Here is a 25,699-nt window from a genome sequence, read left to right as displayed (position 1 = left end):
CCCCCGCCTTCGCGGGGGCGACGACCATTTTTGCAGAGTCGCCTCAGCAGCTAGCTATTCTGCCTCTCCCGCGCCCGAACAAACCCCTCACGCGCCATGCATCGCGCCAGCCACGCCTTCGTCGCCTCGCCCAGCACATCGTCCGCCCCCAGCGTCGTCGCTAGAAACGCTGCATATCCGATCGTAATATCGGCGATCGTGAACCGCCCCGCGACCAGCCACTCGCGCCCGTCGCTCAGCGCTGCCTCGATGCTCTTGGCACGCCCGCCGAAGAAGGCTTTGTAATCGTCCACCGCCTGCGCCAGCCGCCGTTCGGGCACCTCGACGCGGGTGTAGCGGATCATGATCGCGAGCGGGAAGGTCAGCGTCGCGTCACTGCGGTGCAGCCAGTTGCGATAGTCCCAATAATCCGCCTCGTCGCGGCGCACTTCCAGCGACGTGCCTTCGGCGATGCGTTCGCAAATCGCGGCGGACTCGGTCATCAGCCGCCTGTCCTCGACCCAGCCGGGGATCGTCATCAGCGGGTTCACCGCGCGGTATTCGGGTTCGAAGGCGCGGGGCGGGAATTTCAGCAGCCGCAAATCGACGTCGACCCCGGCCTCCTCGACCGCCCACAGGCAGCGAAGCGAACGGGCGTCGGGACAGTGGTAGAGAATGGGACGCGTCATGCGGCAACCTCCTTCGGTCGGTTGATGTGGCGGCGGTGCTCGCGCCAGGCGATGAACAGGCCGGATGCGACAATCAGTGGCGCGCCGACCCACGTCGTCTCTGCGGGCAGCGTACCGAAAAACCACCAGCCGGCGACGATAGCCCACAGCAGGCTGGAATAATCCATCGGGATCACGACCGAAACGGGGGCAAGGCGCAGCGCGCCGGTCAGCGACATCTGGACGATGGCCCCAAGAAAGCCGAGCGCGAGCAGCAGCAGCCATTCGGTGCCACTGTGCGGAGTGATGACAAAGGGCAGGGCGATGCCCAGCGGGACCATCGACAACAGGCTGAACCAGAACACGATCGTCGCTGCATTTTCGGTGCGGCCAAGGTCGCGCACCGCAATGGTGATCAGCGCGGTCATGATGGCGCCCGCCAGCGCCACAAGCGTGCCGACGCCATGCGCGCCGTCGAAACCGCCCGCAAAGCTTGCGAACGGATCTAGCACGACCAGCACGCCGACAAAGCCGATGATCACCGCGCTCCACCGCTGCCATCCCGTCGCTTCGCCGAGCAGCAGCGCGGCAAAGATCACCGCAAAGATCGGCACCGACAGGCTGATCGTCGTTGCTTCGGCCATCGGCAGCAGGATCATTGCGCCAAAATTGCACGCCATGCCGGTCAGCCCCATCAGCATCCGCCGCGTATGCGCGCCGAGGCGGTTGGTGCGAAGCGAGGCGAAGCCGCCGGTCGCCTTCACCCACAGGAGCAGGAAGGGCAGCACCAGCGCCTGCCGCCAGAACAGGCTTTCGACGATATGGATGCCCGCGCGGTCGACATATTTGACGACCACGAACATCAGCGACAGGCTGGCCATCGCCAGCAGCCGGAGCGCGATGCCGCCAAGATAGTTTTGAGGCGCAGCGGTCGAGGGGGCGGCGGAGGTCATGCAAAAATGCGCATATCAGGCGGGTCCGCACGCGCAAGCCGTGATCCCCCTTGCTCCCGTCTGGCAATCCGGCTAGTGGCGCACTCCGGCCTAGGGGTATAGCTCAGTTGGTAGAGCATCGGTCTCCAAAACCGAGGGTCGTAGGTTCGAGTCCTACTGCCCCTGCCAGGCCGGCCCAGAACGTCCCATGACGTCCCACCTTAAAGCAGCGAAAAATTGGCTTTAAGGCGTTGGATTAAGCGATCCCAAATCGTCGCAGAGGGTCTCACGCAGAACTTTCAGATTGAGCCCAGTTCGAGCAATTTGTTGGTACGATTGTTCGCATCCGGCCGAAGTCTGTCGACGCTTACCAACAATTCCCCCAATGTCCTGAATTCGAATCGTTAAATTTAGAATGGCTTAGCGAGAGCGGTTGTCGGGCACCGTCCAAATCCGCGGCGCAGGTTCGAGTCCTCAGCGGTAACTTGAAGGCGCGAAAGGCGGCTTTGCGCCTCAACGCTGCCGTCCCGGCTCCCGTATAGATGTCCCGAAAGCGGCTGTTCGTTCAGCTTTGCGATGCCGGCAACTTGTTACCCCAGTTGCGGTTTTTCAGGTGACCTTAGGGTAATCCCGAACGCGGCAGCACTTCCACCAAGCTTGTTGCAAGCTCGCGGGCAGCCTGCGCGATTGCTTGACGATCCGTCTCGTCGCCAACTTCGTAGGTATAGGCTGGAATGCCATGGGTGGCGTGGAACCAGTTCTTTGCGGTTCCGGTGCCCGGGTTGGCGTTACGACGCTCGATGGCAAACGGGTAACCGGCGATCAGATGTTCCTTGCCGCCAAGCCAGCGCGCCATGAACCGCTCCTGATCCGCGCTCGCTTCGTCGCCTTGCACGTAGAACAGGTTGCGCGAGGTGGAGTGGAAATCGACCATCACGACAGGTCGAATTTGGCTTGGCAACCGATCGAGCCACTGTGCGACGGAGCGGGTCTCGGGCTGGGCAAAGGATCCCCAGTCGCGATTGATATCCTCGCCGCCCAGATTGGCTCGCCAATGTCCGCGTGCGACGCCATCGGGATTGAGCAACGGAACGGCAAGAACCTGCATATCCTGCGCGTCGAATTTTCCGGCGTCGGCAAGCGCGACCAGCGTTTCGAGGAAATGTTCCATCGCGATCGCACCGCTGACTTCGGGCGGATGCTGCCGCCCGAGCAGGATCACCAGCTTCGGCGCCGTCGGCTCGCCGATCCGGAGCGCTTCGATGGGCCGCCCGCCGTGGGAACGGCCCAGCGTTTCTCGTGTCACTGCGGCACTGCGATCAAGCCGCGCCATCAGCGAAGCATATTCCTTTGTCCCGATCAGTTCCTGACCGCTGACGACAGCCTCACCCGGTGGCAGGGAAAGGGTCGCGGTCCTGCCGTCGTCGTGCAGCGAAGCGTCCAGCACCTTCATATGGATCGCGCTTTGCCATTTGGGGCGGTAGCGATGCTTCGCCGCAAGATAGCGAAGATGGACGACAACATTCTCGGATCCATTCGCCTGGTAGCGAAATGCGTACCACGGGCTGGGATTGATCGGCGGGGCGTGCTCGGGCGACACCAGCACCGAGAACTCGCGTTCGCCCTCGATCGTGCAGTGCGAGGGCGGTGCCCCTTCGAAATCGAAACTGATGCTCGCGGTTTCGGTGGAGCAGCCCGACAAAGCGGCCCCGGTCCCGGTGTCGAGGGGAGGTAACTGCGCGCACGCTCCGAGCGCAAGGAGCGCCCCCCCACACGACAACCGGACCCGATGCATTCTCACAGCGTCAGAACTTCTTCCTGATTTCAATGGCGAACTGGCGACCGCGCGGACTATGCAGATCGCTGTAGAAGCCATAGGTCTCGTCGGCGAGCGGCGGGTCGGTATCGAACAGGTTGTTGATCGCGAACCGCAGCCGCGTTCCGTCGAGCGGAGTGTCGTTGTTGATCGTATAGGCGACCGATACGTTCATCGTGAAGACGTCATCGACGGGGAAGAAGTTGGCGTTGGGATCATCCGATACAATAAGGACATCGCGAACGACACTCGTGTCGTAGAACTTGCCGACATAGCTGCCGAACAGGCCCACAGCGACCGGACCTTTTTCCCAGTTGATCGAGCCACTGGCGCGCCATTTGGGCCGACCGTCCACCTCAAGAAGTTCGCCAAGCCCACCGACGGTGACGTCGAGCGGCAGCGTACCGGCCGCGATTGCATCGACGATTTCCTGTCCATCGGCGCCTGCGCTCTGCACGAAGCTGTCGAGCCGTGCGGCGTTGAGCCGGATCCGGAAGTCACCGGCCCCAAAGTCGGGCACGCGATAGACAAGCCCGAAGTCCCAACCCTTCGACACACGGCTGTCCAGGTTGACATAGGGGTCGATCACACGTTCGATCCTGCCCGCCGGGGCCAGGCCGGTTCCGGCGAACAGGGCAATGTCGTCTGCTGTCGGCGCTTGGCGGATCACGTTGGGGTTGGTGCTCCCTGCCAAACGGCGCAGCAGGTCGAGCGCAATGGCGTTGTCATCGCCGAACGTGCCGACGAGGCCGGTCTGCTTGACCCGCCAATAGTCTGCCGTGACCGTCAGGCCGGGGATGAACCCAGGCTCTAGCACGATGCCAAGATTGATGCTTTCGCTGTCTTCCGGCCGCAGGTTGCGGGCGCCCGAGCGGAAGCTGATCACGCCCGCGCCGGGGCAGGCGGCGAGGCTGGCGATGATGCCCTTCTCGACCTGCGCCTGACAGACTACGAAGTCGTCGCGCGTGTTCGACCGCGTGGTGCCGTCGTCGTTCACCTGCACGAGGTTCGGGGCGCGGAAACCCTGCGACCAGGCGCCGCGGAACGTGACGCCCGGGATTGTCGTCCACGATGCCGCGATCCGCGGCACCTTGGCGGTTGCGCTGATGTCGGCGAAGCGCTCGATCCGGCCCGCAAGCTGGACGTTGAACGCCTCGACCAGCGGAATGTCCATTTCAGGGCTGACCAGGGGAACGAACAGCTCGGTAAACGCCGAATAGACGTTGCGGACGCCGTCAGAATCCGGAGATTCGCTGGTGCCGGCGACATCGCTGCCGTTGAACACGCCGGTGACGCTGTCCGTGAAGGTGATGGTCCCGTCGAGCCGCGGATCACGGTCGTCGTAGAAGGTCTCACGCCGCCACTCCACGCCGGCGGCAATGCCGACATTGCCGCCCGGAAGGGTGAACAGATCGTCGCGGCTGATCTTGAAGTCGGCGAGCGCCAGACTGGTGCCGCCCTTGCGGAACACGTCGATCCGGAACGGCTCGATCGATGCGGCCGGATTGGGCGTGCAATCGCCGAGGCCAGGATCGTCAAGGCAACCGCCGTTGAACGGGTTATAGGCGTCGGGGGTGGTCAGGTTGATCTGGCGCTGCATGGCGGTGAGCGAAACCCGGTTGCGCTCCAGGTCGATCGTATCGGCCTCGGAATAGACGAAGCCGGTATCGAAGTCCCACGCGCCGAAATTGCCGCGCAATCCGGCGACGAGCCGGTAACTTTCCTTCTCGACATCGATGATCCGGTTGCCGACATCGACGAAGCGATACCGTTCCATGATCAGGTCGGCGCCTTCGGCCGCAATCGTGGTGCCCGGCAAACGCTGCGGGTTTGGTTGTCCGTTTCGCGTGGTGGGGCCGAATGGATTGTAATAGGCGTTGCGCGAGATGCCGACAGGGACGGCGCTGAGGATTGCCGACGGGTCGAAGTTCCGCACGCTTTCCGACCGGTAATAGCTGCCCTCGAAATAGGCCTCGATATCGTCGGTCAACTCGTAGCTGAGCAACGCTAACGCATTATAGCGATCTTTTTTGCTGATCAGGCTGTTGCCGAATATCGTGTTGTAACGAACGGCAGCGACCGGCGTTTCGCCGTTGCGGGCGCAGATGCCGCCGCCGAACTGGAGGCGACAACCGGCGAAGGTGCTCGGTTGAAGGTAGAAGTCGTCGTCGGCGATCGGCGTGCGGTTGGAAGGCGCCTGGATATCGAACTGCCCGAACGGGCCGAATGTATTGCGGTTGTTGAACGAAGCATCGCCCTCGAAATCGGTCCCTTCGACCAATGGCAGGCGGTTGTCGTCCCGCGCGTAATCCCGCCCAGTGACGGGAAGGCCGTTTTCGTGGAAGTAGCTGCCGTACACGGTAACATTGCCGCGGCCGCCACCAAAGTCGAACCCGTAGCCACCGGTCAACGTATAGCTGTACAGGCTCGTCCCATCGGACATGCGGTAGTCGCCTTCGATGAAGCCGCCCTTCATGCCGCCCCTGAGGACCGTATTGACCACGCCCGCCACGGCATCGGCACCATAAAGGGCCGATGCGCCATCGCGCAGGACCTCGATCCGCCTGACGCTCCCGGGCGCGATCTCATTGGTGTCGGGCGAGACGACCGGCACAAGCAGTTCGGTCTGGAAGCCGGGGTGCAGGTTCATGCGGCGGCCATTGATCAGCAAGAGCGTGTTGCCGGTGCCCAGATCGCGCAGGTTGATCGAGCCGACATCGCCGCGCACATTGTTCTGGGTCGTCGCGTTCTGCTCGTTGAAGGCGACCGTCCCTGCCTGCGGGATGGCGCGGAACATCTCGTCGCCCGACGATGCGCCGCTGTTCTCGATCGACTGTTCGTCGATCACGGTCACGGGCAACACGTCGTTGATCTGCGCGCCCTGGATTTGCGTGCCGGTCACGACAATCTCCGGCTCTGCGACAGGGGCTGAAGCGGTCACGTCCGCGGCACCCGGCTGCGACCCGGTCGCCGCCTGGTCCTGAGCCGAGGCGATAGAGGTAGCGAGCAGGCTCGTGCCGCCTAGAAGCGCCAGTCTGACAATGGTTGCGGTGATGCGCATGTTGGTGATCCTCCCGATCATTTGTTCTGGACAATTTGCGTATCGAGCCAGGCGGTGAACAGCGTCGGCCATTGGCTCAGGGTCTGGTCAGGCGTGCCGAGGCCCCATCCGTGGCCTCCGGCTGAAAAGATGTGCATCTCGACACGCGCGCCCACCCGGTTGAGCGCCTCGAACAATGCGATGTTGTGGCCGGGGGGCGTCGTCTGGTCGTCGGCCGAGGAGAATAGGATCATCGGCGGCGCGTCCTTGGACGCATGCGTATCGAGCGACCACAGTTCCTGTGCGGCGAGGCTCGGTTCGCGACCGACGATTTCGCGCCTGGTGCGGGTCTTGTCGTAGGGCTTGCGCAGCGTGACCACCGGGAACAGCAACACGGCAAAGTCGGGTCGCGCGGACGCTGTTTCGAACCTGTCGTTTCCCGTGTAGAACGCCTGGTCCGGTTTCAGCGCGGTATAGCCAGCCAGATGCCCGCCAGCCGAGAACCCCAATATGCCGATGCGGTCGGGGCGGATGCCGAATTCGTCGGCACGATGGCGAATGATCTTCATCGCGCGCTGCGCATCCATGAACGCGGCGGCGGCTTCCCAGCCATCGCCCGGAAGGCGATGGATCAGCTCGAAGACCGTGTAGCCGTTGCGCTGCAGCCATTGCGCCGCCGGTGTGCTTTCCTTCCAAAGCTGGATGCGAAAATATCCGCCCCCGCCGATCACCAGCACCGCCCGGCCATTGGGGTGGCTGGGGCGATAGACCCGCAGGCGCGGGTTGGAGACATTGGACACCGCGCCAAAGCCGGCGCCCTTGTCCCCAATCAGTTCCGGTCCGCTAACGTCGCCTTTGCCCGGCGGCTTGCCCGGCCACAGCGGGATTTCATCGAAATTCTGCGCCTTCAGCGCAGCGCTGCCCAGCAAGGTCGATGCGGCGAGCAGCGTAGCAGCGCCCGAGATCAGCGTGCGACGGGCAATCATGGCGTCTCTCCGATCGCGGCTGCCATGCCTTCGCTATAGGGCCCGGTGCGTTCGTGATGTTCGATGTCGGGTTCCGGAAGCGGCATCGGGCTGCCCGCCATCGCGGCGGCGAGGCGCTGCGTGTCGAGCGCATTTTCCCACTTTGCGACCACAATCGTGGCCACCGCATTGCCGATAAAATTGGTGAGCGCGCGGCATTCGCTCATGAACCGGTCGATGCCCAGGATCAGTGCCATCCCGGCGACCGGAACCGAGGGGACGACCGACAGCGTTGCCGCGAGGATGACGAAGCCCGCCCCGGTGACGCCTGCCGCGCCTTTCGAGCTGACCATCGCGACCAGAACCAGGGTCAATTGCTCGCCCAAAGACAGATCGATGCCTACCGCCTGCGCAATGAACAGTGCGGCCAGCGTCATGTAGATGTTGGTGCCATCCAGGTTGAAGGAATAGCCGGTCGGCACCACCAGTCCGACCACCGTCTTGCGACAGCCGGCAATCTCCATTTTCTCCATCAGGCTGGGCAGCGCGGCCTCGGACGAGGAGGTGCCGAGAACGAGCAGAAGCTCTTCGCGCAGATATTTGATGAGACCAATGATGGTGAAGCCTGCCAGCCTTGCGACGAGACCGAGCACCACGAGCACGAACAGCAGCGAGGTGAGGTAGAAGGTCGCGATCAGCGCAGCGAGGCTGGCCAGCGAACCGATTCCGAATTCGCCGATGGTGAAGGCTATCGCCCCGAATGCGCCGATCGGGGCGAACTTCATCAGCATGTGGACGAGCTTGAAGATGACCTTGTTAAAGGACCCCATCACGTCGAGCACGAGGTCGCTGTGCGGTCGCGTCGTGGCGATTGCGACACCGGTCAGGATCGCGACCAGCAGCACCTGGAGAATCGATCCGCTGGTCAGCGCGCTGAACAGCGTTGTGGGAATCATGCCGAGCAGGAAGGCCGAAATGGTCTGTTTTTCGGCCGTTTCCGCATATGCCGCAACGGCCGCAGTATCGAGCGACGCGGGATCGATGTTCAGGCCCGCACCCGGCTGCACCACGTTGGCGACGACCAGCCCGATGACCAGTGCGAGGGTGGAGAAGAACAGGAAATAGACGAACGCCTTGCCGGCGACACTGCCGACCGCTGTCATGTCTTTCATTCCGGCGATGCCGGTCGCAACCGTCAGGAAGATCACCGGGGCGATGATCATCTTGACCAGCGCGATGAAGCCATCGCCGAGCGGCTTCAGCGAGGCGCCGAAGGCTGGAAACAGATGTCCCACCAGCGCTCCGAGCGCGATCGCGCTCAACACCTGGACATAGAGATGCCGGTAGAATGGCAATTTGCGAGCGGACACGCTCGTGTCGCCAGTGGCCGCTGCCAACCCCATCGCTGATCCTCTCCCACGGCAGTTTTGCCTTACGGGCACTATAAATCGCGATCGAAAGGCGTGAAACGCCGAAGGACGAAATTCAATTATGATTTATATTCAATGCGTTAATCAAAATAGTCAGTCAGATTCGTGCGGCTTTCCGCACATTCAGGTTGCACATTATGCGGAAAACCGCACAATGCCGAGATGGCTGGCTGGACAGACATTATGGTTCGTGATCGCCGTCGCCTGATTCTGCCAGCGGTGGTCGCCATCGTCCTACTGGTCGGATTAGTTCTGTCCGTCGACCGGGTAATGTACGCGCGCGCCCTCGCCCAGGAGAAGGAGGTTGCGCGCGATGATGCAGCGATTCTCGCCGCCGGTCTCAGAAGCGAACTCGACAAGGTCAGCCTGCTGCCGATCACGCTGGCAGGAGACTTGCAAGTGCGCGAGCTGCTCGAGGGCGATGCGAGCCAGACCAGGCATCTCGATACCCGGCTGGAGAACCTGGCCCGCCAATCGGGTGCCGCGGCCATTTATGTTATGGACAAGGACGGTCTCACCCTTGCGGCAAGCAACTGGAAACAGCCAGCCAGTTTTGTCGGGTCGAACTACGCCTTCCGCCGTTATTTCTGGCAGGCTCTAGACGCAGGAACCTCGACCGAGTTTGCGCTTGGCACAGTCAGCCGCAAGCCAGGGCTGTATATCGCGCACAGGGCAGGTTCGACGACCAGCCCGTTAGGCGTCGTCGCCGTCAAGATCGAATTCGACGCACTCGAGGCAAGCTGGCGCAAGACAACCGACGGCGTCTACGTCACCGATGCGACCGGCGTTGTGCTTTTGGCAACAGACGCAGGGTGGCGGTTCCGGCTGACCGGAGAAGGCGTCGCCCGCGCGCGCGACGCCGTGCAGGACGAGCAACGCTTCGGCTTGGCCCGACTCGAGCCGCTGGCGATCATGCGGACTCGCGGCGCGGGTGAGCGTGCGACCATCGAAGCGCCGCTGTTCGACACCTTGCAGCCGATCTCGCCCGATGGATGGATCCTGCACCTGCTAGTCGACCCGGGGCCGCGCGCAGCAGCCGCAGTCGCTAGCGGCCGGCTGGCCGTGGCGCTGGCACTGGCCAGCACGATCGCGCTCGCGTTCGCCTTGGCCTTCGTGCGGCGGCGACGTCAGGCCTTGCAGGAGGAGATGGTCGCTCAGCGCACGCGCACGCTGCGCGACCAGCTGTCTCAGGCAAACCGCCTCGCGACGCTGGGTCAGATCTCAGCGGGAGTCGGCCACGAGATCGGGCAACCCGTTGCGGCTATGCGGGTGTTTGCAGAGAACGGCGAGAAGCTCATTGCGCGCGGACGTGCCGAAGAGGCGTCGGCAAATTTCCGCGAGATTGTCGGCCTCGCGGATCGGCTTGGCCTGATTACGGGGGAGCTGCGGCGATTCAGCCGCCGCCAACCCGGCCCCCGACGCCTGGTCCGGATCGGCGAGATCGTCGATGGGGCACTCCTTCTGCTCCGCGATCGGATCGTGTCGATGGACGTGGCGCTGCAGATGCCGTCGGCGGATGACCTCGATATAGCCGTTGCCGTCGAGCATGTGCGTCTGGAACAGGTGCTGGTCAATCTGCTCCAGAACGCACTGGACGCCGTCGGCGAAGCTGGCGCGGTTACTATCGAGGTCATCCGCAACGAAAACGATATCCGCGTGCGCGTGAGCGATAGCGGCCCCGGTATCGGTGCCGACGAGGTCGCCCAGATATTTCAGCCCTTTGCCACCACGAAGCCGGACGGTCTCGGGCTCGGTTTGGTCATTTCGCGCGACATCATGCGCGATCTGGGCGGCGACCTCGTTTTCGAACCCGACGCCAGCCGGACCTGTTTCACCATGATCATTCCCCGAACAAAATGATCGACGATGGCATATCGGTCGTCTTCGTCGAGGATGACGAAAGTCTGCGGGCAGGCACGGTCCAGGCATTGCAGCTGGAGGGATTCGCCGTGGCGGCGTTTCCGGCCGCGACGGCCGCCTTGCGCGAGATCAATGCCGACTTCGATGGCGTGGTGGTCAGCGACGTTCGCCTGCCTGTCCTCGACGGGATCGAGTTCTTTGCCCGGATTCGCCAAATCGACCCCGATATCCCCGTGATCTTCACCACCGCGCACGGCGACGTGTCGATGGCCGTCAACTCCATGAAGGATGGCGCGGCAGACTTTTTCACCAAACCCTACGCGATCGAGCGGCTCGCCCGGTCGGTGCGCCAGGCAGCCGACCGGCGCAAGCTGTTGCTGGAGAACCGCCGACTTCGCTCGCAACTCGAAGGCAGCGCACGCACAGGCTGGATGGGATCGTCCGCCGTCGCAAGCCGCACCGAGCGGATCGTGCGCGAAGTGGCGCAGACCGATGCCGACCTGCTGATCAGCGGTGCGACGGGCACCGGCAAGAGCCATGTCGCACGCAGGGTGCATGATCTCAGCCCGCGCCGGAATCGTCCGTTCGTCGTCCTCGATCCAGGCGTGTTCGCCAACGAGGAAGCCAACGTCCTGGTCTATGGCCGCGATCCGTCGGTCGCGCTGTCGAGGTCGGGGATGATCGAGCGGGCAAGTGGCGGGACGCTGGTCATCGAAGCCGTGGAAACGATCACCGCACGCGACCGGCCGCGTCTGGTCAGCCTTGTGGATCACCGGAATTTTATTGCCCTTGGTGCCGACCGCCCCAAGAACGTCGATATCCGGATAATCGGGACCACAACGATACGCCGTCCGGAAGACGATGACGGTCTAGCCCGCGACCGCGGGTTGGAAGACCGGCTGAGCGGCATAACCGTCACTTTGCCCCGGCTCGTTGAGAGGCGTGACGACATACCAGAACTGTTCCGCATGTTCGTGGCAGATTTCGAACGCAGTCTCGAACGAACGGCAGATGATCTCACCGAGATCGAGTGGCACCATCTCGTCAGCCACGACTGGCCCGGCAATCTGCGCGAATTGCGAACATTTGCGCAGAATTTCGTGCTCGGACTTACGCGCCTCGCTCAACCCGCATCGCGGGGTGCGATGGGAGCAAGTCTGCATTCTCTAGTCGCAAACTTCGAGCGAACGCTTCTGGAAGATGCGATGCGCCGTACTGGCGGAAGCGTCGCCGAAGTTCAGCAAAATCTGAATATTCCCCGCAAAACCTTGTACGATAAACTTGCCAAGTACGGGCTTCAGGCGCGTAATTTTCGATCATGAACGAACGATCTGGCGGCGATGAGCGGGGCCGCCATCGAGAGCGCAACGAAAGCGCCGCTTATTGGCGAACGGAGGCGCGCGCCGCGCTCTGCAACATCGATAAACACCGTCAGTGACCTGAACCCTCCCCACCTTCTACCATACAGCGTCCGCCTTGCGCCTCATTTCAGTCGTGCGAACTGGCAGTCCAACTCGCGGCGTTCCCACGATCCGGGGCGTCCCAGATGCATTACGCATTGCCGTGCGCCTATTGCCAAGAACTCAAACGAGAACGACGGTCTGGTTCCCGTTGCCGATGATCCGATGTTCGGCGTGCCAACGGACGGCGCGGGACAGGACCGATGCCTCGACCTCGCGGCCGATGGCGACCATTTCGTTTGCGGTCGTCGCGTGGCTGACACGGCGCACGTCCTGTTCAATGATCGGCCCTTCATCAAGATCGGCGGTGACATAGTGCGCGGTGGCGCCGATCAGCTTGACGCCGCGGGCCTTTGCCTGATGATAAGGTTTCGCGCCCTTGAAGCTCGGCAGGAAGCTGTGGTGAATGTTGATGCAGCGGCCATCGAGACTCGCGGCAAACTCGTCTGACAGGATCTGCATATAGCGGGCCAGTACGGTCAGCGCGGCGCCGCTTTCGTTGATGATTTCCAGGAAACGGCGCTCTTGTGCCGCCTTGTCGGTGCGACCGACGGGAAGGTGGTGATACGGGATGCCGTGCCATTCGACATATTTACGCTCCTGATCGTGATTGGAAACAACCCCGACGACGCGGATCGGCAGGGCGCCAATTTCGACTTTGTGGAGCAAGTCGACAAGGCAGTGGTTGAATTTCGAGACCGCAATCAGGACCGGCATTGGCTGTGCGATGTCATGGACCTCCCAATCGAGGCCCAGCGTTTCGATGGCGGGCGCGAGATGACGCGGCAGGTCCGCGATCGCCGCGCGGATGCTCGCCAATTCGGTCCGCACAAAAAAGATAGTGCTGTCGGGGTCGCCGTATATGGCGGCTTCGCGAATGTCCCAGCCGTTTGCGGCGAGCAAGGATGAAACGCTGGCAAGGATACCAGGCTGATCGGGGCAGCGGAAGCGGAGGACGCAGCGCGCGGGTTTCGTTTCGGTCATGGCAGGGGTCCGGTCGGTTCGGCATCACCCGAGGCATACGCTCTGGCCGATCAGGTGCAGGAGGTAGGGGGTGTAGCTTTGATCGGCGAGCAGCAGATACGTCGGCGCGTCATCGGTGCAGGCGACGAGCACCCCGATGTCGCCGAAGCGAGTGCGTAGCGCCGCTCCGACGGGGGTGCTGGCGGGGCGGAGGTCGAGGGCGGTGAATGCAGCAAGGCAGGCGGTACCCGCCGCGCCTTCGAGCCGCAGCGCAACCAGCCCGTGGGTGACGTCGAGTGTCAGTATGGTCTCCCCGCGAAGCGCCGCATCGGTTCGTTCGAGCGCCGCCGCGAGGCCGTCTGCGGTGCCGATTAGCAGCCACTCGTCGGGCGCGATCGCGGCCAGCATAATGCCGCCGGCTTCGGCGTAACGGTTGGCCGTGGGCATGCGGACGCGGAGTGCTGCGGCCAGTCGATCCGCCGCGTCGGGGGCGTCATAGACCTGGACCTTCGCCACGGCCAGATCGGGGTCGTGGCGGCACCATGCGGGCATCAGCGAGGCGTCAGACATCGAGCCGGGTTCCTTGCGGATCATAGCGGCAGGCGCGGGTGATGCGTGCTTCGCGCCATGCGCCCAGATCCCAGACACGCACATTTTCCCCGATCCGCTTTTCACCCCGCTCAATCATCGCGAGAGCCAGCGGCGCGCCCAGCGTCGGCGACCATGTGCTCGACGTGACCCAGCCCTCACCAGGCTGCGGCTGCGTCGTCCCGGCGGGGAGGATATGCGCTCCAATCGCGAGCGGAGCCGCATTGCCGTCGGTCGCCTCCAGTCCGACAAAGCTGCGTCGGTCGCCGCGTAAACCGTCCGGACGATGCGCCGACCGGCGTCCGACGAAATCCTGCGTCTTTTTCGCCATGATCGCGCCAAGGCCGATGTCCTGCGGCAGCGTGGTGCCGTCGGTATCCGCCCCGATGTGCAGGAAACCTTTTTCGATCCGCAACGTCATCAGCGCCTCGACGCCGAACGGGACAATGCCGTGCGAAGATCCCGCCGCGATCAGCGTCTCCCACAATGCCCCGGCACAGCGCCACGGCACAGCAATCTCGTAGGAAAGCTCTCCAGTAAAACTGACGCGCGCGACGCGGGCCGGGATGCCGCCAATATAGCCGCGCTGCGCGGTCATATGGGCAAAGGCGTCGGCCGAAAAATCGATATCGGAAGCCAGCGTGTCGAGCACGCTGCGCGTCTGCGGACCGACGACGTTGGCGACCGCCCAACAGGTCGTGACATCCTCCACCAGCACGCGCATCGTCGTCCATTCGCATTGCAGCCATTCGCGGAATGCCTCGGTGATGATGGCGGCGTGGCCGCTGGTGGTTCCGACAAGGAAATGGTCGTCGGTCAACCGTGTCACGACACCATCGTCGAACACCGTGCCATTCTCGCTGAGCATAATTGCATAGCGGCAGCGACCGGGTTTCAACGTGCTGATCCGGTTCACGTACATAAGATCGAGGAAGGCCGCGGCGTCGGGGCCTTTCACTTCGATTTTGCCGAGCGGTGAGGCTTCGAAAATGCCTACCTCGGTTCGCACGGCCAACACTTCGCGGCGGACGGCATCGGCTTCGCTTTCGCCGGGCCGCAAATAGGCCGCGGGACGCATCCAGCCGCCATATTCTTCGAACGACGCATTCCTGCCGACATGCCAATCATGGAGCGCGAGCTGACGGCGGGGGCGAAGACCGTCGCCAATCCGGTGACCGGCTAACAGGCCGAACGGGATTGGGTCGTAGGGCGGACGGAACTTCGTGGTGCCGATCGCCTCGATCGATTTGGCCAGCAATGTGCTGAGGATGCCGATACCGTTGACGTTCGAAGTCTTGCCCTGATCGGACGCCATGCCAAGCGTGGTGTAGCGCTTCAGATGCTCGACCGACCGGAAATTCTCACGCGCGGCGAGCGCGATATCGCCGGCGGTTACATCGTTCTGGAAATCGACCCACGCCTCGGCGTCGGGGACATCGGATTCCGATATCGACCACAGCGCAGCTTGGGGCGGCCCGGGACGTCGCGTCACGGCCTGTTCGGGTGCCGCGGCGAGGGTGCTGTAACGCGCAAAGTCGCCTGCCGCCCCGCCGATGATGCGGTGGCCGCTACTCTCTGCTTCGGGAATGAAGCTGCTCAGGCCGGGATCGAACTTCAACCGCCCGGCGCCCTGTGAATGAAGATGCACGGCCGGGTTCCATCCACCCGACATCAGCAGCAGATCGCACGGCAATGTCTGAGTAGCACCGTGGATGCGTCCCGCGGAGGACACGCACCCGATCCGCACCGCCCGCACTGTCTGCCGACCGATCGCCTCGGTGGGTGCCATGCTGGCGTGGACCATGATGCCTAGCGCTTCCGCGCGTTCGACGAGCGCCGGGGACGGGGACGGTCGGGTGTCGATGATCGCTACGATCGTTGCTCCCGCCTCGGCCAGATCGAATGCGGCATACCAGGCGCTGTCGTTGGTGGTCGCCACAACGATCTCGCGCCCTGCGACAACGGCATGGCGATGCAGATAGGCCCGCGCCGCCCCTGCCAGCATGATGCCCGGACGGTCGTTGCCGCGGAACACCAGCGGTCGTTCGATGGCACCCGTGGCCAGAATCAGCGCGTCGGCGCGGACCCGCCAGAACCGCTGCCGCGGACCGGAGCGTTCATGGATCGGCATATGGTCGGTCAGGCGCTCGCACAAGGAGACCATGCCATGGTCGAAATGGCCAGTCGCCAGCGTGCGCGTCATCAACGTCACATTGGGCATGGCGGTGAACGTGCGCAGCATGTCCTTGATCCAGACGGCTGCGGGCTTGCCCTCTACGCTATCGCTGGTCCCGGCCAAGCGGCCGCCCCAATGCCGACCGCCCGTCACCAGCATCACCGACTTCCCGGACATCGCCGCGTGCTGCGCGGCCGCGAGCCCCGCGATGCCGCCGCCGACAATCAGCACATCGATATGCGCCGAGGTCTGTTCGTAACAATCCGGATCGGGCAGCTTGGGTGACGCGCCCAGACCGGCGGCCTTGCGGATCAACGGTTCGAACAGCCGCCAGGTTGGCCACATGAAGGTCTTGTAATAGAATGCCGCCGGGATGAAGCGTTTGAAGATGCTGTTGGCCGCGAGCAGGTCGAAGCGAAGGCTGGGCCATGCGTTGACGGGGGCGGCATCCAGACCATCGTAGAGCTCAACATAAGGCGCCTTGAGATTTGGCGTGGTACCTGCGCCGCGTTCGAGTTGAACGATAAAATTGGGTTCGTCGAGGCCGGCGGCGATTAGGCCGCGCGGGCGGTGATATTTGAAGCTGCGCCCGATCATGCGGACGCCGGACGCCAGCAATGCAGACGCGAGCGTGTCTCCGGCGAAGCCGGTATAGCTGCGACCCTCCCACCGAAAATTAATCGGGCGGCTGCGGTCGATGTCGCCGCTGCGTTCCAGCCGATAACCGCTCATGCGCCCGGCCCCAGCACGGGGCGCGGATCGGTGATCCCGTAGATGGCGAGGATGCGATGCGACACCGTGTCGCGCGCGATGTTGAACCACAGGCCGCAGCCGAAACGATGATGCCAACGCTCGAAGCTGAGCCCCTTCACATTGTCGCGGTAGAACAAATAGTCCGCCCACGCCGCGTCGTCGGTGGCGGCAGGATCAGCAGGGCGCACGATCGGGCTTTCGCCACCGCAGCGATATTCGCTTTCGGCACGCGGGCCGCACCAGGGACATTCGATCAGCAGCATGAAAACCTCAATGGGCGATGCCGGATGCGGCGGCTTCGTCGATCAGCGCGCCGGTCCGGAAACGGTCGAGTGAGAAGGCGGCGGCCAGCGGATGCGCCTCGCCCGTCGCCATATGGTGGGCAAGGCAGAAGCCGCCACCGGGAATCGCCTTGAAGCCGCCGGTGCCCCAACCGCAATTGAGATAGAGGCCTTTCACCGGGCTTTCGCCGAGGATCGGCGTCGAGTCTGCGACCACGTCGACGATGCCTGCCCACTGCCGCAACAGGCGAACGCGCGAGAATTGCGGGAACAAGTCGATCAGACCCGCGGCGGTATGTTCAAGCACAGGCAGGCTGCCGCGCTGCGCGTAGGAGGGGAACAGGTCGAGGCCGCTACCGATCACTAGTTCGCCCTTGTCCGACTGGCTGAGATAAGTGCCGGTGGACGGCGCCAGGACGACGGTGTCGAAAACGGGTTTGAGCGGTTCGGACACGAACGCCTGGAGCGCGTAAGATATGATAGGCAGGCGAAAGCCCGCGCGTTCGGCCATCACGCTGCTGTGTCCGGCGACGGCCATGCCGACGCATTCGGCCGCGATATCGCCCTGCGTCGTTTGCACGCCGACGATACGGCCGCCGCGGATGTCGAACCCGGTGACGTCGCAATTCTGGATGATGTCGACGCCCAAGCTGTCCGCGGCGCGCGCGTAGCCCCAGGCGACGGCATCGTGGCGGGCGGTGCCGCCGCGCGGCTGGAGCAGGCCCGCGAGGATTGGAAAGCGCGGCGAGGGGTTGAGGCCCGGAATCCGCCGCTGGACCTCATCGGCCTCATGATATTCGGCATCGACGCCGTTGAGCCGCATGGCGTTTACCGAACGGCGCAGCATTTCGACGCCATGCCGGTCGTGCGCAAAGCTCCACATCCCACGCTGTGAGAACATGATGTTGTAGTTGAGTTCGCGCGACAGCCCTTCGTAGAGCGTCAGCGAAAAATCATAGAAGCGCGAGCTTTCGGGATAGAAATAGTTCGAGCGGATGACGGTCGTGTTCCGGCCGGTATTGCCGCCGCCGATCCATCCACGCTCCAGCACCGCAATGTCGCGGATGCCGTGTCTGCTGGCAAGATAATATGCTGTGGCCAGCCCGTGTCCGCCGCCGCCGATGATGATCGCCTGATAGCGTTTCCTGGGTGTCGCGTCCCGCCAGGCGGGACCCCATGTTCGCTGACCTGCAAAACCGGCGCGCACGAGCGACCACGCAGAATATCGTGTCACCGGCGCTGCTCCCCCGTTTGTTACAAACTATCCGAAGAGCATAAATACATTACTGTATTTATGCAATGGGCCAGTCGCAGAATTTGCGATCAGGCGGGGGCAGGGGGTGTGACGGCCAGACGCCGCGCGACAAGCGGCATGCATAAAGGAATGGTGAGAACGCAGCTGAGAAAGCCGAGGATACCGAGCATCGAATAGGAACCAAGGTCCGTGACGATGCCGCCGATCGGGGCGCCAATCGCGAACGCAAAACGCTCGCAGCCCCCGCCCAATGTCCCGGCGCGGCCCGAGGGGTCGATCGACGCGGCGACCCCCAGGAACACTGAATATTGGTACATGTAGAAGATCCAGTAGGTCAGGACGCCGAGCGCGAACATCACCGTGCCTGTTGCAAAGCCGAGCATCAGGCAGGATATGCCGGTGCCGACCAGCCCGATCACCATCGACAGGATGCGCGGCGACCGGCCGCCAAACCATGCTGCGACGCCAGTCCCCAATATGCCGCAAAGCGCGCTCAGCGACAGGATCGTCGCGGTCGTTTCGGGCGCAATCGCCAACCCCTTGGCGATCCGTTCGGCAAAACTCCACAGCGCGCCGGTCCCCAGCGAATATCCTGCCCACATCAGCATGAGCGCCAGCACCGCCGGCTGACGAAGCAGACTGCCGGCATCCATCGTGGGCAGGCTGGCGCGCGCCTTGAAAGCGAGCATCACTGGCATGGTGACAAGGATCGCGATCGCAACGGCCAGAAAGGCGCCCATCTTGCCGAGGTAGATGCTCGCCATCGGCATGATGAACATCAGGGCGACGACATAGGCGACCGCGCCGCCATTGCCGATGGCATAAACGCGGTCGGGATTGGCCGCGGTTGAACCGCCGGTAATCGTCGCTGCGAAGACCAAGCCATAGCCGGTTCCGGCCAGCGCAGCGAACAGAAGCAGCAGCGTGAAGGATCCCGGCACCATGTACATCAGCACATGCGCGCCGATCGTCAAAACCGCGCCTGCCATCGCAACGGTCACCGATCGGGCGCGGTGGATGAACGGGGCGAGCAGGATCATCGACAGGGCGAGGGCGCCGATCTGGAAGAACCCGAAAAGTCCGGCTTCACGCCCATTCAGGCCCATGTCCATAAGCGCGCCGACCTGGAACGGCATCGTCGAAGTGCCGATGTGCGCGATGCCATTGCCGATCACGACCGCTGCGATCAATGTAAGGCTATCCGTCCTGCGTGCCATCAACTTTTCCCTTCAGACCGCGCGCTGGCGTAGCCGCTCCATGGGTCGGCTGCGCTAGGAATACATCTATGTATTGACATGTCCAGCCCCTCGCAACAAGCCATCGACGGCAATTTCGGTAGGCGGGCAAATGATTGACCGCACCCATATTTATCTGGCAATGAGGCGCTATGACCGAGAAAAAATCGACACCGGCAAAAACCGGCGCGGGGACGGGGAAAACAGGGCGCACCTGGCGTCGAACGCCGCCGCCCGAGCATACGCCCTCGACGCAGGAATGGGTCGACACGGCGCGGCAGACGCTCATCGAGGAAGGTATCGTCGGCGTCAAGATCGATCGACTTGCCAAAATCGCCGGGGTCACACGGGGCGGATTCTACTGGCGGTTCAAGAACCACACCGAACTTCTCGACAAGCTGCTCGAAGACTGGCGCACGTGCAACACGCAGCCGATGCTCGACGTGCTCGCTACGCCGGGGACCGTGAACGAACGGCTGTCTCGACTGGCCAATCTTTATATTTCAGAGCAGGGCTTCAGTCCGGCCTATGACCGAGCGGTGCGCGCATGGGCCAATCTGGCCGCGGACGTCGAAGCCGTGGTGCAGGAGGTCGACGCGATCCGCATCGAAGCCATTCGGAAAGTCTTCGTCGAGGGCGGCTATGACGAAGATGATTCGATGATCCGGGCTCGTATCGTGTATTTTCATCAGGTCGGATATTATGCGACCGGGCTTCAGGAATCGCACGAACAGCGGCAGGCACTCGTCCGCAGCTATATGAGAGTCCTGACAGGGCGTGATTGAGTCCGAGCGCAGCGCTGACCTTTCCCATTTAACGGATTTCTTTGTCCGAGGCGATCTATCGTCCCTTAATCACCGGCGATGCGTGGGGACCGACCGGCGCCGCGCATCAACATCTTGGCCTTGACAGTCCCAAACATAACATCGATACAAAATACACATCTGTATTGTAAGATTCAGATAGGACAAGCGGGAAGGCGCCGACCTTGGTCTCCTCGCGTATTGGTTCTGCGTTTCGTGTTGAGGGCTGGTGGATATGACCGAGTTGCGCACTTTTTACCCGCCGGTCGAGCCTTATGAGACCGGTCTGCTCGACGTCGGCGACGGTCACCATGTCTATTATGAGCGCGTGGGCACCCCCGGCGGCAAACCAGCGGTGTTCCTGCATGGCGGCCCGGGCGGCGGTATCGCGCCATCGCATCGTCGCCTGTTCGACCCGCAACGCTATGACGTCCTGCTGTTCGATCAGCGTGGTTGCGGCCAGTCGACCCCGCATGCCAGCATCGACGCCAATACGACATGGCATTTAGTGGCCGACATTGAGCGATTGCGGCAGCTCGTCGGGGTCGAAAAATGGCTGATTTTTGGTGGATCGTGGGGATCGACGCTCGGCCTTGCCTATGCCGAAATGTATCCGCAGCGCGTCAGCGAACTGATCCTGCGCGGCATCTTCACCGTGACGCGAGCAGAGATCGACTGGTTCTATCGGATGGGTGTATCGGAGGTTTTTCCGGACAAATGGGCGATGCTTCAGGCCCCGATTCCCGAAGCAGAGCGCGGCGATATTGTCGCAGCTTATCGTCGCCGACTGACCGGCACTGACCCGATTGTGCAGGTCGAAGCGGCAAAGGCCTGGACGCGCTGGGAATGCGAGACGTCGACGTTGCTGCCCGATGCTGCGCTTGCGGCGCTGTGGCGTGATGACCGTTATGCGCTGGCGTTTGCGCGGCTGGAAAATCATTATTTCACGCATGACGCCTGGCTGGAAGACGGACAATTGCTGCGCGACGCGCATCAGCTGCGGGGAATTCCCGGCGTGATCGTCCAAGGCCGCTATGACCTGCCGTGTCCGGCCAAATACGCTTTTGCGCTGCACAAGGTCTGGCCCGAGGCCGACTTTCATCTCATCGACGACGCCGGTCACGCCTATTCGGAACCCGGCATTCTCGATCAGCTGATTCGGGCGACCGATCGCTTCGCTGAACAGGCGCCGCCCGTTCGGATGGATATCTAAAGGCGTGGCCGTCGCATCAGTTCTCCCGCTCGCGGCGCGCAACCCCGTCGACCAAAGCTTTTGGGGCCATCCCAAAGGACTAGCCTATCTGGCCTTCACCGAGGCATGGGAGCGCTTTTCCTTCTACGGCATGTCGGCACTGCTGCTGCTCTATATGATCCAGCATTTGCTGGCGCCGGGCGTGTCGGACAGTGTTGTTGGTTTTGCTGGCGTTCGAACCGCGATTGAGACACTGACTGGACCGCTATCGAACCAGGCTTTCGCCAGCCAGATGTTCAGTCTCTATACCGGCCTCGTTTATTTCACGCCAATTTTCGGCGGATTGCTGGCTGATCGTTTCCTCGGACAACGACGCACGGTGGTGCTCGGCGCATTGCTGATGACGGCCGGCCATATTCTGATGGCGTATGAAGCGAGTTTCCTGATCGCGCTGGCGCTGCTCATCGCGGGAACCGGATGCCTCAAAGGCAATATCTCGGTTCAGGTCGGCCAGCTTTATCAGCCCGAGGACGGCGACCGGCGGACGCGTGCCTTTGCGATCTTCTCTGCCGCTATCAATGTGGGTGCGCTGCTTGGCCCGCTGCTGTGCGGCATTCTGGCGCAGGTGTATGGCTGGCATGTTGGCTTCGGAACGGCCGGCGCGCTGATGCTCATCGCGCTGGCCACCTATCTCGGTGGCTGGAAACATCTGCCGCCCGATCGCAAGCGGCAACGCGATTCATCTGAAGCGCGCTCGCTGTCGGCCGGCGATTGGCGGAATGTCGCGGCGCTGTTGTTCCTCGCCGCGATCAGCATCCTGCCTTGCGCCGCCTATTTTCAGGAAATGAACGCGGGCTTGTTGTTTATCGACGCTTCGGTCGATCGCCAGCTGTTTGGCTGGACGGTTCCCACGGCGTCATTCAACGCGCTCGACGGTTTGTTCTGCATTCTCGCGGTGCCGACCTTGATTGCGCTGTGGCGCTGGCAGTCACGGAGTGGCGGCGCAACGGGTGAAATGACCAAAATCACGATTGGCTACCTGATCATTGCCGGTGCAAATTTGATGATGATCCTGCCCGCCGGCTGGGCAGACCGGGGCGAGGTGGTGGGGGCGATCTGGCCGGTCCTGCTCTACGCTTTTAATGCGCTGGGCTTCACCTTCTATTGGCCGACGCTGCTGGCCCTATTCTCGCGCGCCGCCCCGACGCCGGTCAATTCGACGATGATGGGGGCGGTCTTCCTGTCGGTGTTTCTGGGCAATCTGCTGGTTGGCAGCCTTGCCACACTGTGGGAATCGATAAGCCATGCTGGGTTCTTTGCGCTGCACGCGGCGTTCGCCTTTGCCGCTTTTGTTATCATGCTGTTTGTTGCACCGGCTTTGAGCCGACAGCTTCTCGCTGACCAGCCAGCCTGATTTTCTTGTCTGCCCTTTCGCCGTCCGGATTCGCTGCGCGCAATCCGGCGCGGTCTCTTGCCGCAGATGCTGGCAGCGCCTGGCGGAAACGCGCGCGAAAAACCAGCCAAAAACGCGAAAAAGACCGTGACAGTTTGTTGACAATACATTGATGTATTGTACAACGGTCTGGGTTCGGGTTTGAGGGGATTCGAAAGAGGCGAGCTGTTCGCCGGAACTTCGATCTCCACAACATCTCGCTCGGATGCGCGCGGGTTCAGGAGGAAGTTTTCGGGCCATGCTTTGCCAATTGTCTTGTGGGTCTTCGCGCCGCGGGCGTCGACATTTGCATTGCCCTGTTCCGCACGGCACTAGCCGCCGCGCTTTGAACCATCGCATTGTTACAAAAGAATAATATTTGATCCAGTCCAGTTAGAGGAGGGTTATGTGTCACTGAGGGGGATAACGGCAACATTGGTTGCGAGCGCATCGACGCTCATGTTCAGCGCAGGCGCGGCGGCACAAGAACCGGGCGTCGAGGCGAGCAATGCGGATGAAATCGTCGTCACGGCGCGCTTTCGCGAGGAATCGATCCAGGACATCGGCGGCAGCATTGCCGCGCTCGATGGTGCCGAGCTTCAGCGCTCGGGCATTGTCGATTTCGAAGATCTGGCGAACCGCGTGGCGGGCGTCGAATTGCTCGATCGCGGCCCCAACACGAATGAAATCAACATTCGCGGCGTGACCAACAGTACCCAGGTTTCGGGCAACGCGCTGCAGCCGCTTGTCTCGATCCTCGTCGATGATATTTCGGTGGCGTCGTCATCGGCGTCGCAGCGCGACTTCAACTTTTTCGACTTCGACCGAGTGGAAGTCCTGCGCGGCCCGCAGCCCACCTATTTCGGCGAAGGCGCGATGGGCGGCGTGATCCGCTATTTCTCCGCCGACCCCGATCTCGACAGCGGCAAAACCTTTGAAGGAACGTCGAGTGGCGGCGTCAGCACAACCAACAACGGCGGCGTCAATTATCGCGTTGAAAATGCCACGAGCCTGATCCTTGTTCCCGAAAAACTGGGCATTCGGATCGTTGGTTTCTATCGCAAGGACGATGGCTACATCGACAACCTTGGCCTCAACAAAAACAATATGAACGATTTTGAATCGTTCGGTGGCCGCGCGATCATCGTGGCACGCCCGACGGAAAATCTGACTCTGCGTCTCGCGGCGCATGTGGGACGCGACGATATCGGCGAGCTCAATTTTATCGAACCGACGACAATCGGCGACAGCGTCGGCACCGAAGACCTCATCGCGCCGTCGTTGAGCCTGATCGACGGTCTGAACCAGGATGACTTCGAACTCTACAGCGGCAAGATTTCGTACAATTCGGGACCGATCACGATCGAATCCATCACCGGCCTTTACAAGCGTCGGCGCGAAGCGGAGACGTTCAGTTCGGCCTACACCTATGGGTTCGAGGGGTTCTTCAACGCATTCCCGCCGTTCGACACCGCGAGCAACCTGCTGTCGTCCGATCTCACCGCGATTGCGCAAACCCGCGGCAAAGAACGGAGCGTGTCGCAGGAGTTCCGCTTCGTTTCGGACTATGATTCGCCGCTGAATGTCACCGCGGGCGCCTTTTTCCAGGACACGAAGGCGACCTCGACCGCGCTGGTCACGGGTGACGGCTATGCCAATATCACCGACACGGGCTCGACCGAAATAGAGCGCAGCACGACGCGCGTCGATACGCGCCAGTTCTCTGGTTTCGTGGAGCTGAGCTATGATGTTTCGGATCGGCTGCGGCTTTTCGCAGGCGCCCGCTACGTCAACGAAAAGGTGACATCGACGCTGGTCGAATCCTTTGTCATCGGCATTTTCTCGCCGATCTTCACCGACCCCAGCGACATTTTTGCGCCAATCTATTTCCCGGTGCCGAACGATGTCGAGGCGCTGACCGCTCCGGGCGGCCCGGGGACGAGTTTCGATTTCAAGCTCAACACCTTCCTGCCGCGTGTGGCGTTCGAATATGACATCACCCGTGACGTAATGCTGTACGGTACGCTGGCGCGCGGCGTGCGCAACGGCGGGCTGAACAGCCCGTTCTCGGCGCTCGGGTTCGGCCCCGTCGGCTCGCCTGAGTTTGAGGACGCGCTGACCTATGGGTCGGATGACATCGTCACGGGCGAAATCGGCATCAAGTCGCGCTGGATGGACGGCGACCTGACGTTCAATATTGCGGGCTTCTATTCGGATTTCGACAATCCACAGATCGGGATCAGCAATCCCGGTGCACTGACCGCCAATGGCCCGCAGCTGCGCATCTATGGGTTGGAAGTCGAAAGCGTTTACAAGGCCAGCAGCAATGTGTCGCTGTTCTTCAGCGGCAATCTGACCGAGGCCGAATATACCAAGGGGATGTCGGTGTTTGCCGTTGCTGGCGCGCCTGCCGACTATCAGGATCTCGCCAAGGGCAACCGTCCGCCCAACGTCCCGAGCCTGTCCTTCTCCACCGGGGCGGATCTTCGCTACCCGCTGGACAGCGACGACCTCGAACTCACCGGTCAGATTGCGTTTCAGTATATCGGCGAGCGCGAAACCTTTCCGCAGAACTTCGCGACCGGCAAATTGGGCAGCATGGAAATGCTCAACCTGCGCGTCGGGCTGGAACGGGAGTGGTGGTCGCTTACCGCCTACATGACCAATGTCCTGAACGATCTGGAATTGCAGGCGACGACCATTCCGACCAGCTCGGCACGGTTGGTCAACGGCGTGCTCGACGGACCGCTTTCCTCGGCGTTCATCAATCGCCCGCGGACAACCGGCCTCACATTGACTGTTCGTTATTAATGATGTCCCAAGTGGCGGCGGTTCGTTCTTCAAACGGATCGCCGCCACCACCTCCAAGCC

Annotated in this window: 18 protein-coding genes and 1 tRNA gene; 7 read left to right on the top strand and 12 right to left on the bottom strand. The window is 62.3% G+C overall.

The features are described 5' to 3' along the window. Positions 1-50 precede the first annotated feature (50 nt). Together B4F07_RS06790 and B4F07_RS06785 are read right to left on the bottom strand one after the other, a co-directional pair. A complete protein-coding gene (locus tag B4F07_RS06790) occupies positions 51-668 on the bottom strand; it encodes a glutathione S-transferase family protein (RefSeq protein WP_293703114.1) in 618 nt (205 codons plus the stop codon). Next, positions 665-1,600, bottom strand: a complete 936-nt coding sequence (locus tag B4F07_RS06785) for a DMT family transporter (RefSeq protein WP_293703117.1) — start codon at positions 1,598-1,600, stop codon at positions 665-667. Before B4F07_RS06785 ends, B4F07_RS06790 begins: the two co-directional genes overlap by 4 nt. A gap of 92 nt (positions 1,601-1,692) precedes the next feature. Between B4F07_RS06785 and B4F07_RS06780 the strand changes: the two genes are divergently transcribed. Beyond that, positions 1,693-1,768: transfer RNA gene (locus B4F07_RS06780), tRNA-Trp, on the top strand. A 430-nt stretch (positions 1,769-2,198) separates the two neighbouring features. Here the strand turns inward: B4F07_RS06780 and B4F07_RS06775 are convergent. The 4 genes from B4F07_RS06775 to dctA all read right to left on the bottom strand — a co-directional run bounded on the left by B4F07_RS06775 (position 2,199) and on the right by dctA (position 8,803). Beyond that, positions 2,199-3,185 (bottom strand): M14 family metallopeptidase, encoded by a 987-nt coding sequence (locus B4F07_RS06775; protein ID WP_293704665.1) that lies wholly within the window; start codon positions 3,183-3,185, stop codon positions 2,199-2,201. Positions 3,186-3,384: 199 nt separating this feature from the next. Next, positions 3,385-6,456 (bottom strand): TonB-dependent receptor domain-containing protein, encoded by a 3,072-nt coding sequence (locus B4F07_RS06770; protein WP_293703121.1) that lies wholly within the window; start codon positions 6,454-6,456, stop codon positions 3,385-3,387. A 17-nt stretch (positions 6,457-6,473) separates the two neighbouring features. Continuing rightward, on the bottom strand, positions 6,474-7,421 hold the full coding sequence (locus tag B4F07_RS06765; RefSeq protein WP_293703124.1) for an alpha/beta hydrolase: 948 nt from the start codon (positions 7,419-7,421) through the stop codon (positions 6,474-6,476). Further along, a complete protein-coding gene (dctA, locus tag B4F07_RS06760; RefSeq protein ID WP_293703126.1) occupies positions 7,418-8,803 on the bottom strand; it encodes a C4-dicarboxylate transporter DctA in 1,386 nt (461 codons plus the stop codon). Before dctA ends, B4F07_RS06765 begins: the two co-directional genes overlap by 4 nt. Positions 8,804-8,992: 189 nt before the next feature. Here dctA and B4F07_RS06755 point away from each other — a divergent pair, with 189 nt between their 5' ends. Together B4F07_RS06755 and B4F07_RS06750 are read left to right on the top strand one after the other, a co-directional pair. Beyond that, a complete protein-coding gene (locus B4F07_RS06755; RefSeq protein WP_293703129.1) occupies positions 8,993-10,690 on the top strand; it encodes a sensor histidine kinase in 1,698 nt (565 codons plus the stop codon). After that, entirely contained in the window at positions 10,687-12,012 is a 1,326-nt protein-coding gene (locus tag B4F07_RS06750; protein ID WP_293703131.1) for a sigma-54-dependent transcriptional regulator, read from the top strand. The genes B4F07_RS06755 and B4F07_RS06750 overlap by 4 nt, the downstream gene beginning before the upstream one ends. A 261-nt stretch (positions 12,013-12,273) precedes the next feature. On the opposite strand, the gene purU is transcribed toward B4F07_RS06750, so the two are convergent. The 6 genes from purU to B4F07_RS06720 form a co-directional block, all read right to left on the bottom strand. Continuing rightward, a complete protein-coding gene (purU, locus tag B4F07_RS06745) occupies positions 12,274-13,134 on the bottom strand; it encodes a formyltetrahydrofolate deformylase (protein WP_293703133.1) in 861 nt (286 codons plus the stop codon). Positions 13,135-13,158: 24 nt separating this feature from the next. Further along, positions 13,159-13,683 (bottom strand): sarcosine oxidase subunit gamma family protein, encoded by a 525-nt coding sequence (locus B4F07_RS06740; protein WP_293703137.1) that lies wholly within the window; start codon positions 13,681-13,683, stop codon positions 13,159-13,161. Next, entirely contained in the window at positions 13,676-16,609 is a 2,934-nt protein-coding gene (locus B4F07_RS06735; RefSeq protein ID WP_293703139.1) for a sarcosine oxidase subunit alpha family protein, read from the bottom strand. The genes B4F07_RS06740 and B4F07_RS06735 overlap by 8 nt, the downstream gene beginning before the upstream one ends. Then, complete coding sequence (locus tag B4F07_RS06730) at positions 16,606-16,893, bottom strand: sarcosine oxidase subunit delta (protein ID WP_293703142.1); 288 nt, start codon at positions 16,891-16,893, stop codon at positions 16,606-16,608. The genes B4F07_RS06735 and B4F07_RS06730 overlap by 4 nt, the downstream gene beginning before the upstream one ends. Positions 16,894-16,900: 7 nt before the next feature. Then, on the bottom strand, positions 16,901-18,145 hold the full coding sequence (locus tag B4F07_RS06725) for a sarcosine oxidase subunit beta family protein (RefSeq protein ID WP_293703145.1): 1,245 nt from the start codon (positions 18,143-18,145) through the stop codon (positions 16,901-16,903). Between the two features lie 89 nt (positions 18,146-18,234). Continuing rightward, positions 18,235-19,383 carry an MFS transporter gene (locus tag B4F07_RS06720; RefSeq protein ID WP_293703148.1) on the bottom strand — a complete coding sequence of 383 codons (1,149 nt, stop codon included), beginning with the start codon at positions 19,381-19,383 and terminating at the stop codon, positions 18,235-18,237. Between the two features lie 170 nt (positions 19,384-19,553). Between B4F07_RS06720 and B4F07_RS06715 the strand changes: the two genes are divergently transcribed. From B4F07_RS06715 to B4F07_RS06700, 4 genes are all read left to right on the top strand, one after another. After that, positions 19,554-20,186: a TetR/AcrR family transcriptional regulator gene (locus B4F07_RS06715; protein WP_293703151.1), complete on the top strand. Its 633-nt coding sequence runs from the start codon at positions 19,554-19,556 to the stop codon at positions 20,184-20,186. A gap of 253 nt (positions 20,187-20,439) precedes the next feature. Then, positions 20,440-21,417 (top strand): prolyl aminopeptidase, encoded by a 978-nt coding sequence (gene pip / locus B4F07_RS06710; RefSeq protein ID WP_293703154.1) that lies wholly within the window; start codon positions 20,440-20,442, stop codon positions 21,415-21,417. A gap of 4 nt (positions 21,418-21,421) precedes the next feature. Beyond that, a complete protein-coding gene (locus B4F07_RS06705; RefSeq protein ID WP_293703157.1) occupies positions 21,422-22,810 on the top strand; it encodes a peptide MFS transporter in 1,389 nt (462 codons plus the stop codon). Between the two features lie 477 nt (positions 22,811-23,287). Beyond that, entirely contained in the window at positions 23,288-25,639 is a 2,352-nt protein-coding gene (locus B4F07_RS06700) for a TonB-dependent receptor (RefSeq protein ID WP_293703160.1), read from the top strand. Positions 25,640-25,699: the final 60 nt, after the last annotated feature.

The organism is Sphingopyxis sp. UBA6723 (assembly GCF_002454115.1).
Taxonomy (GTDB): domain Bacteria; phylum Pseudomonadota; class Alphaproteobacteria; order Sphingomonadales; family Sphingomonadaceae; genus Sphingopyxis.
The sequence above is the reverse complement of the archived record's forward strand: the minus strand, read 5'-3'. Positions and strand labels throughout refer to the sequence as shown.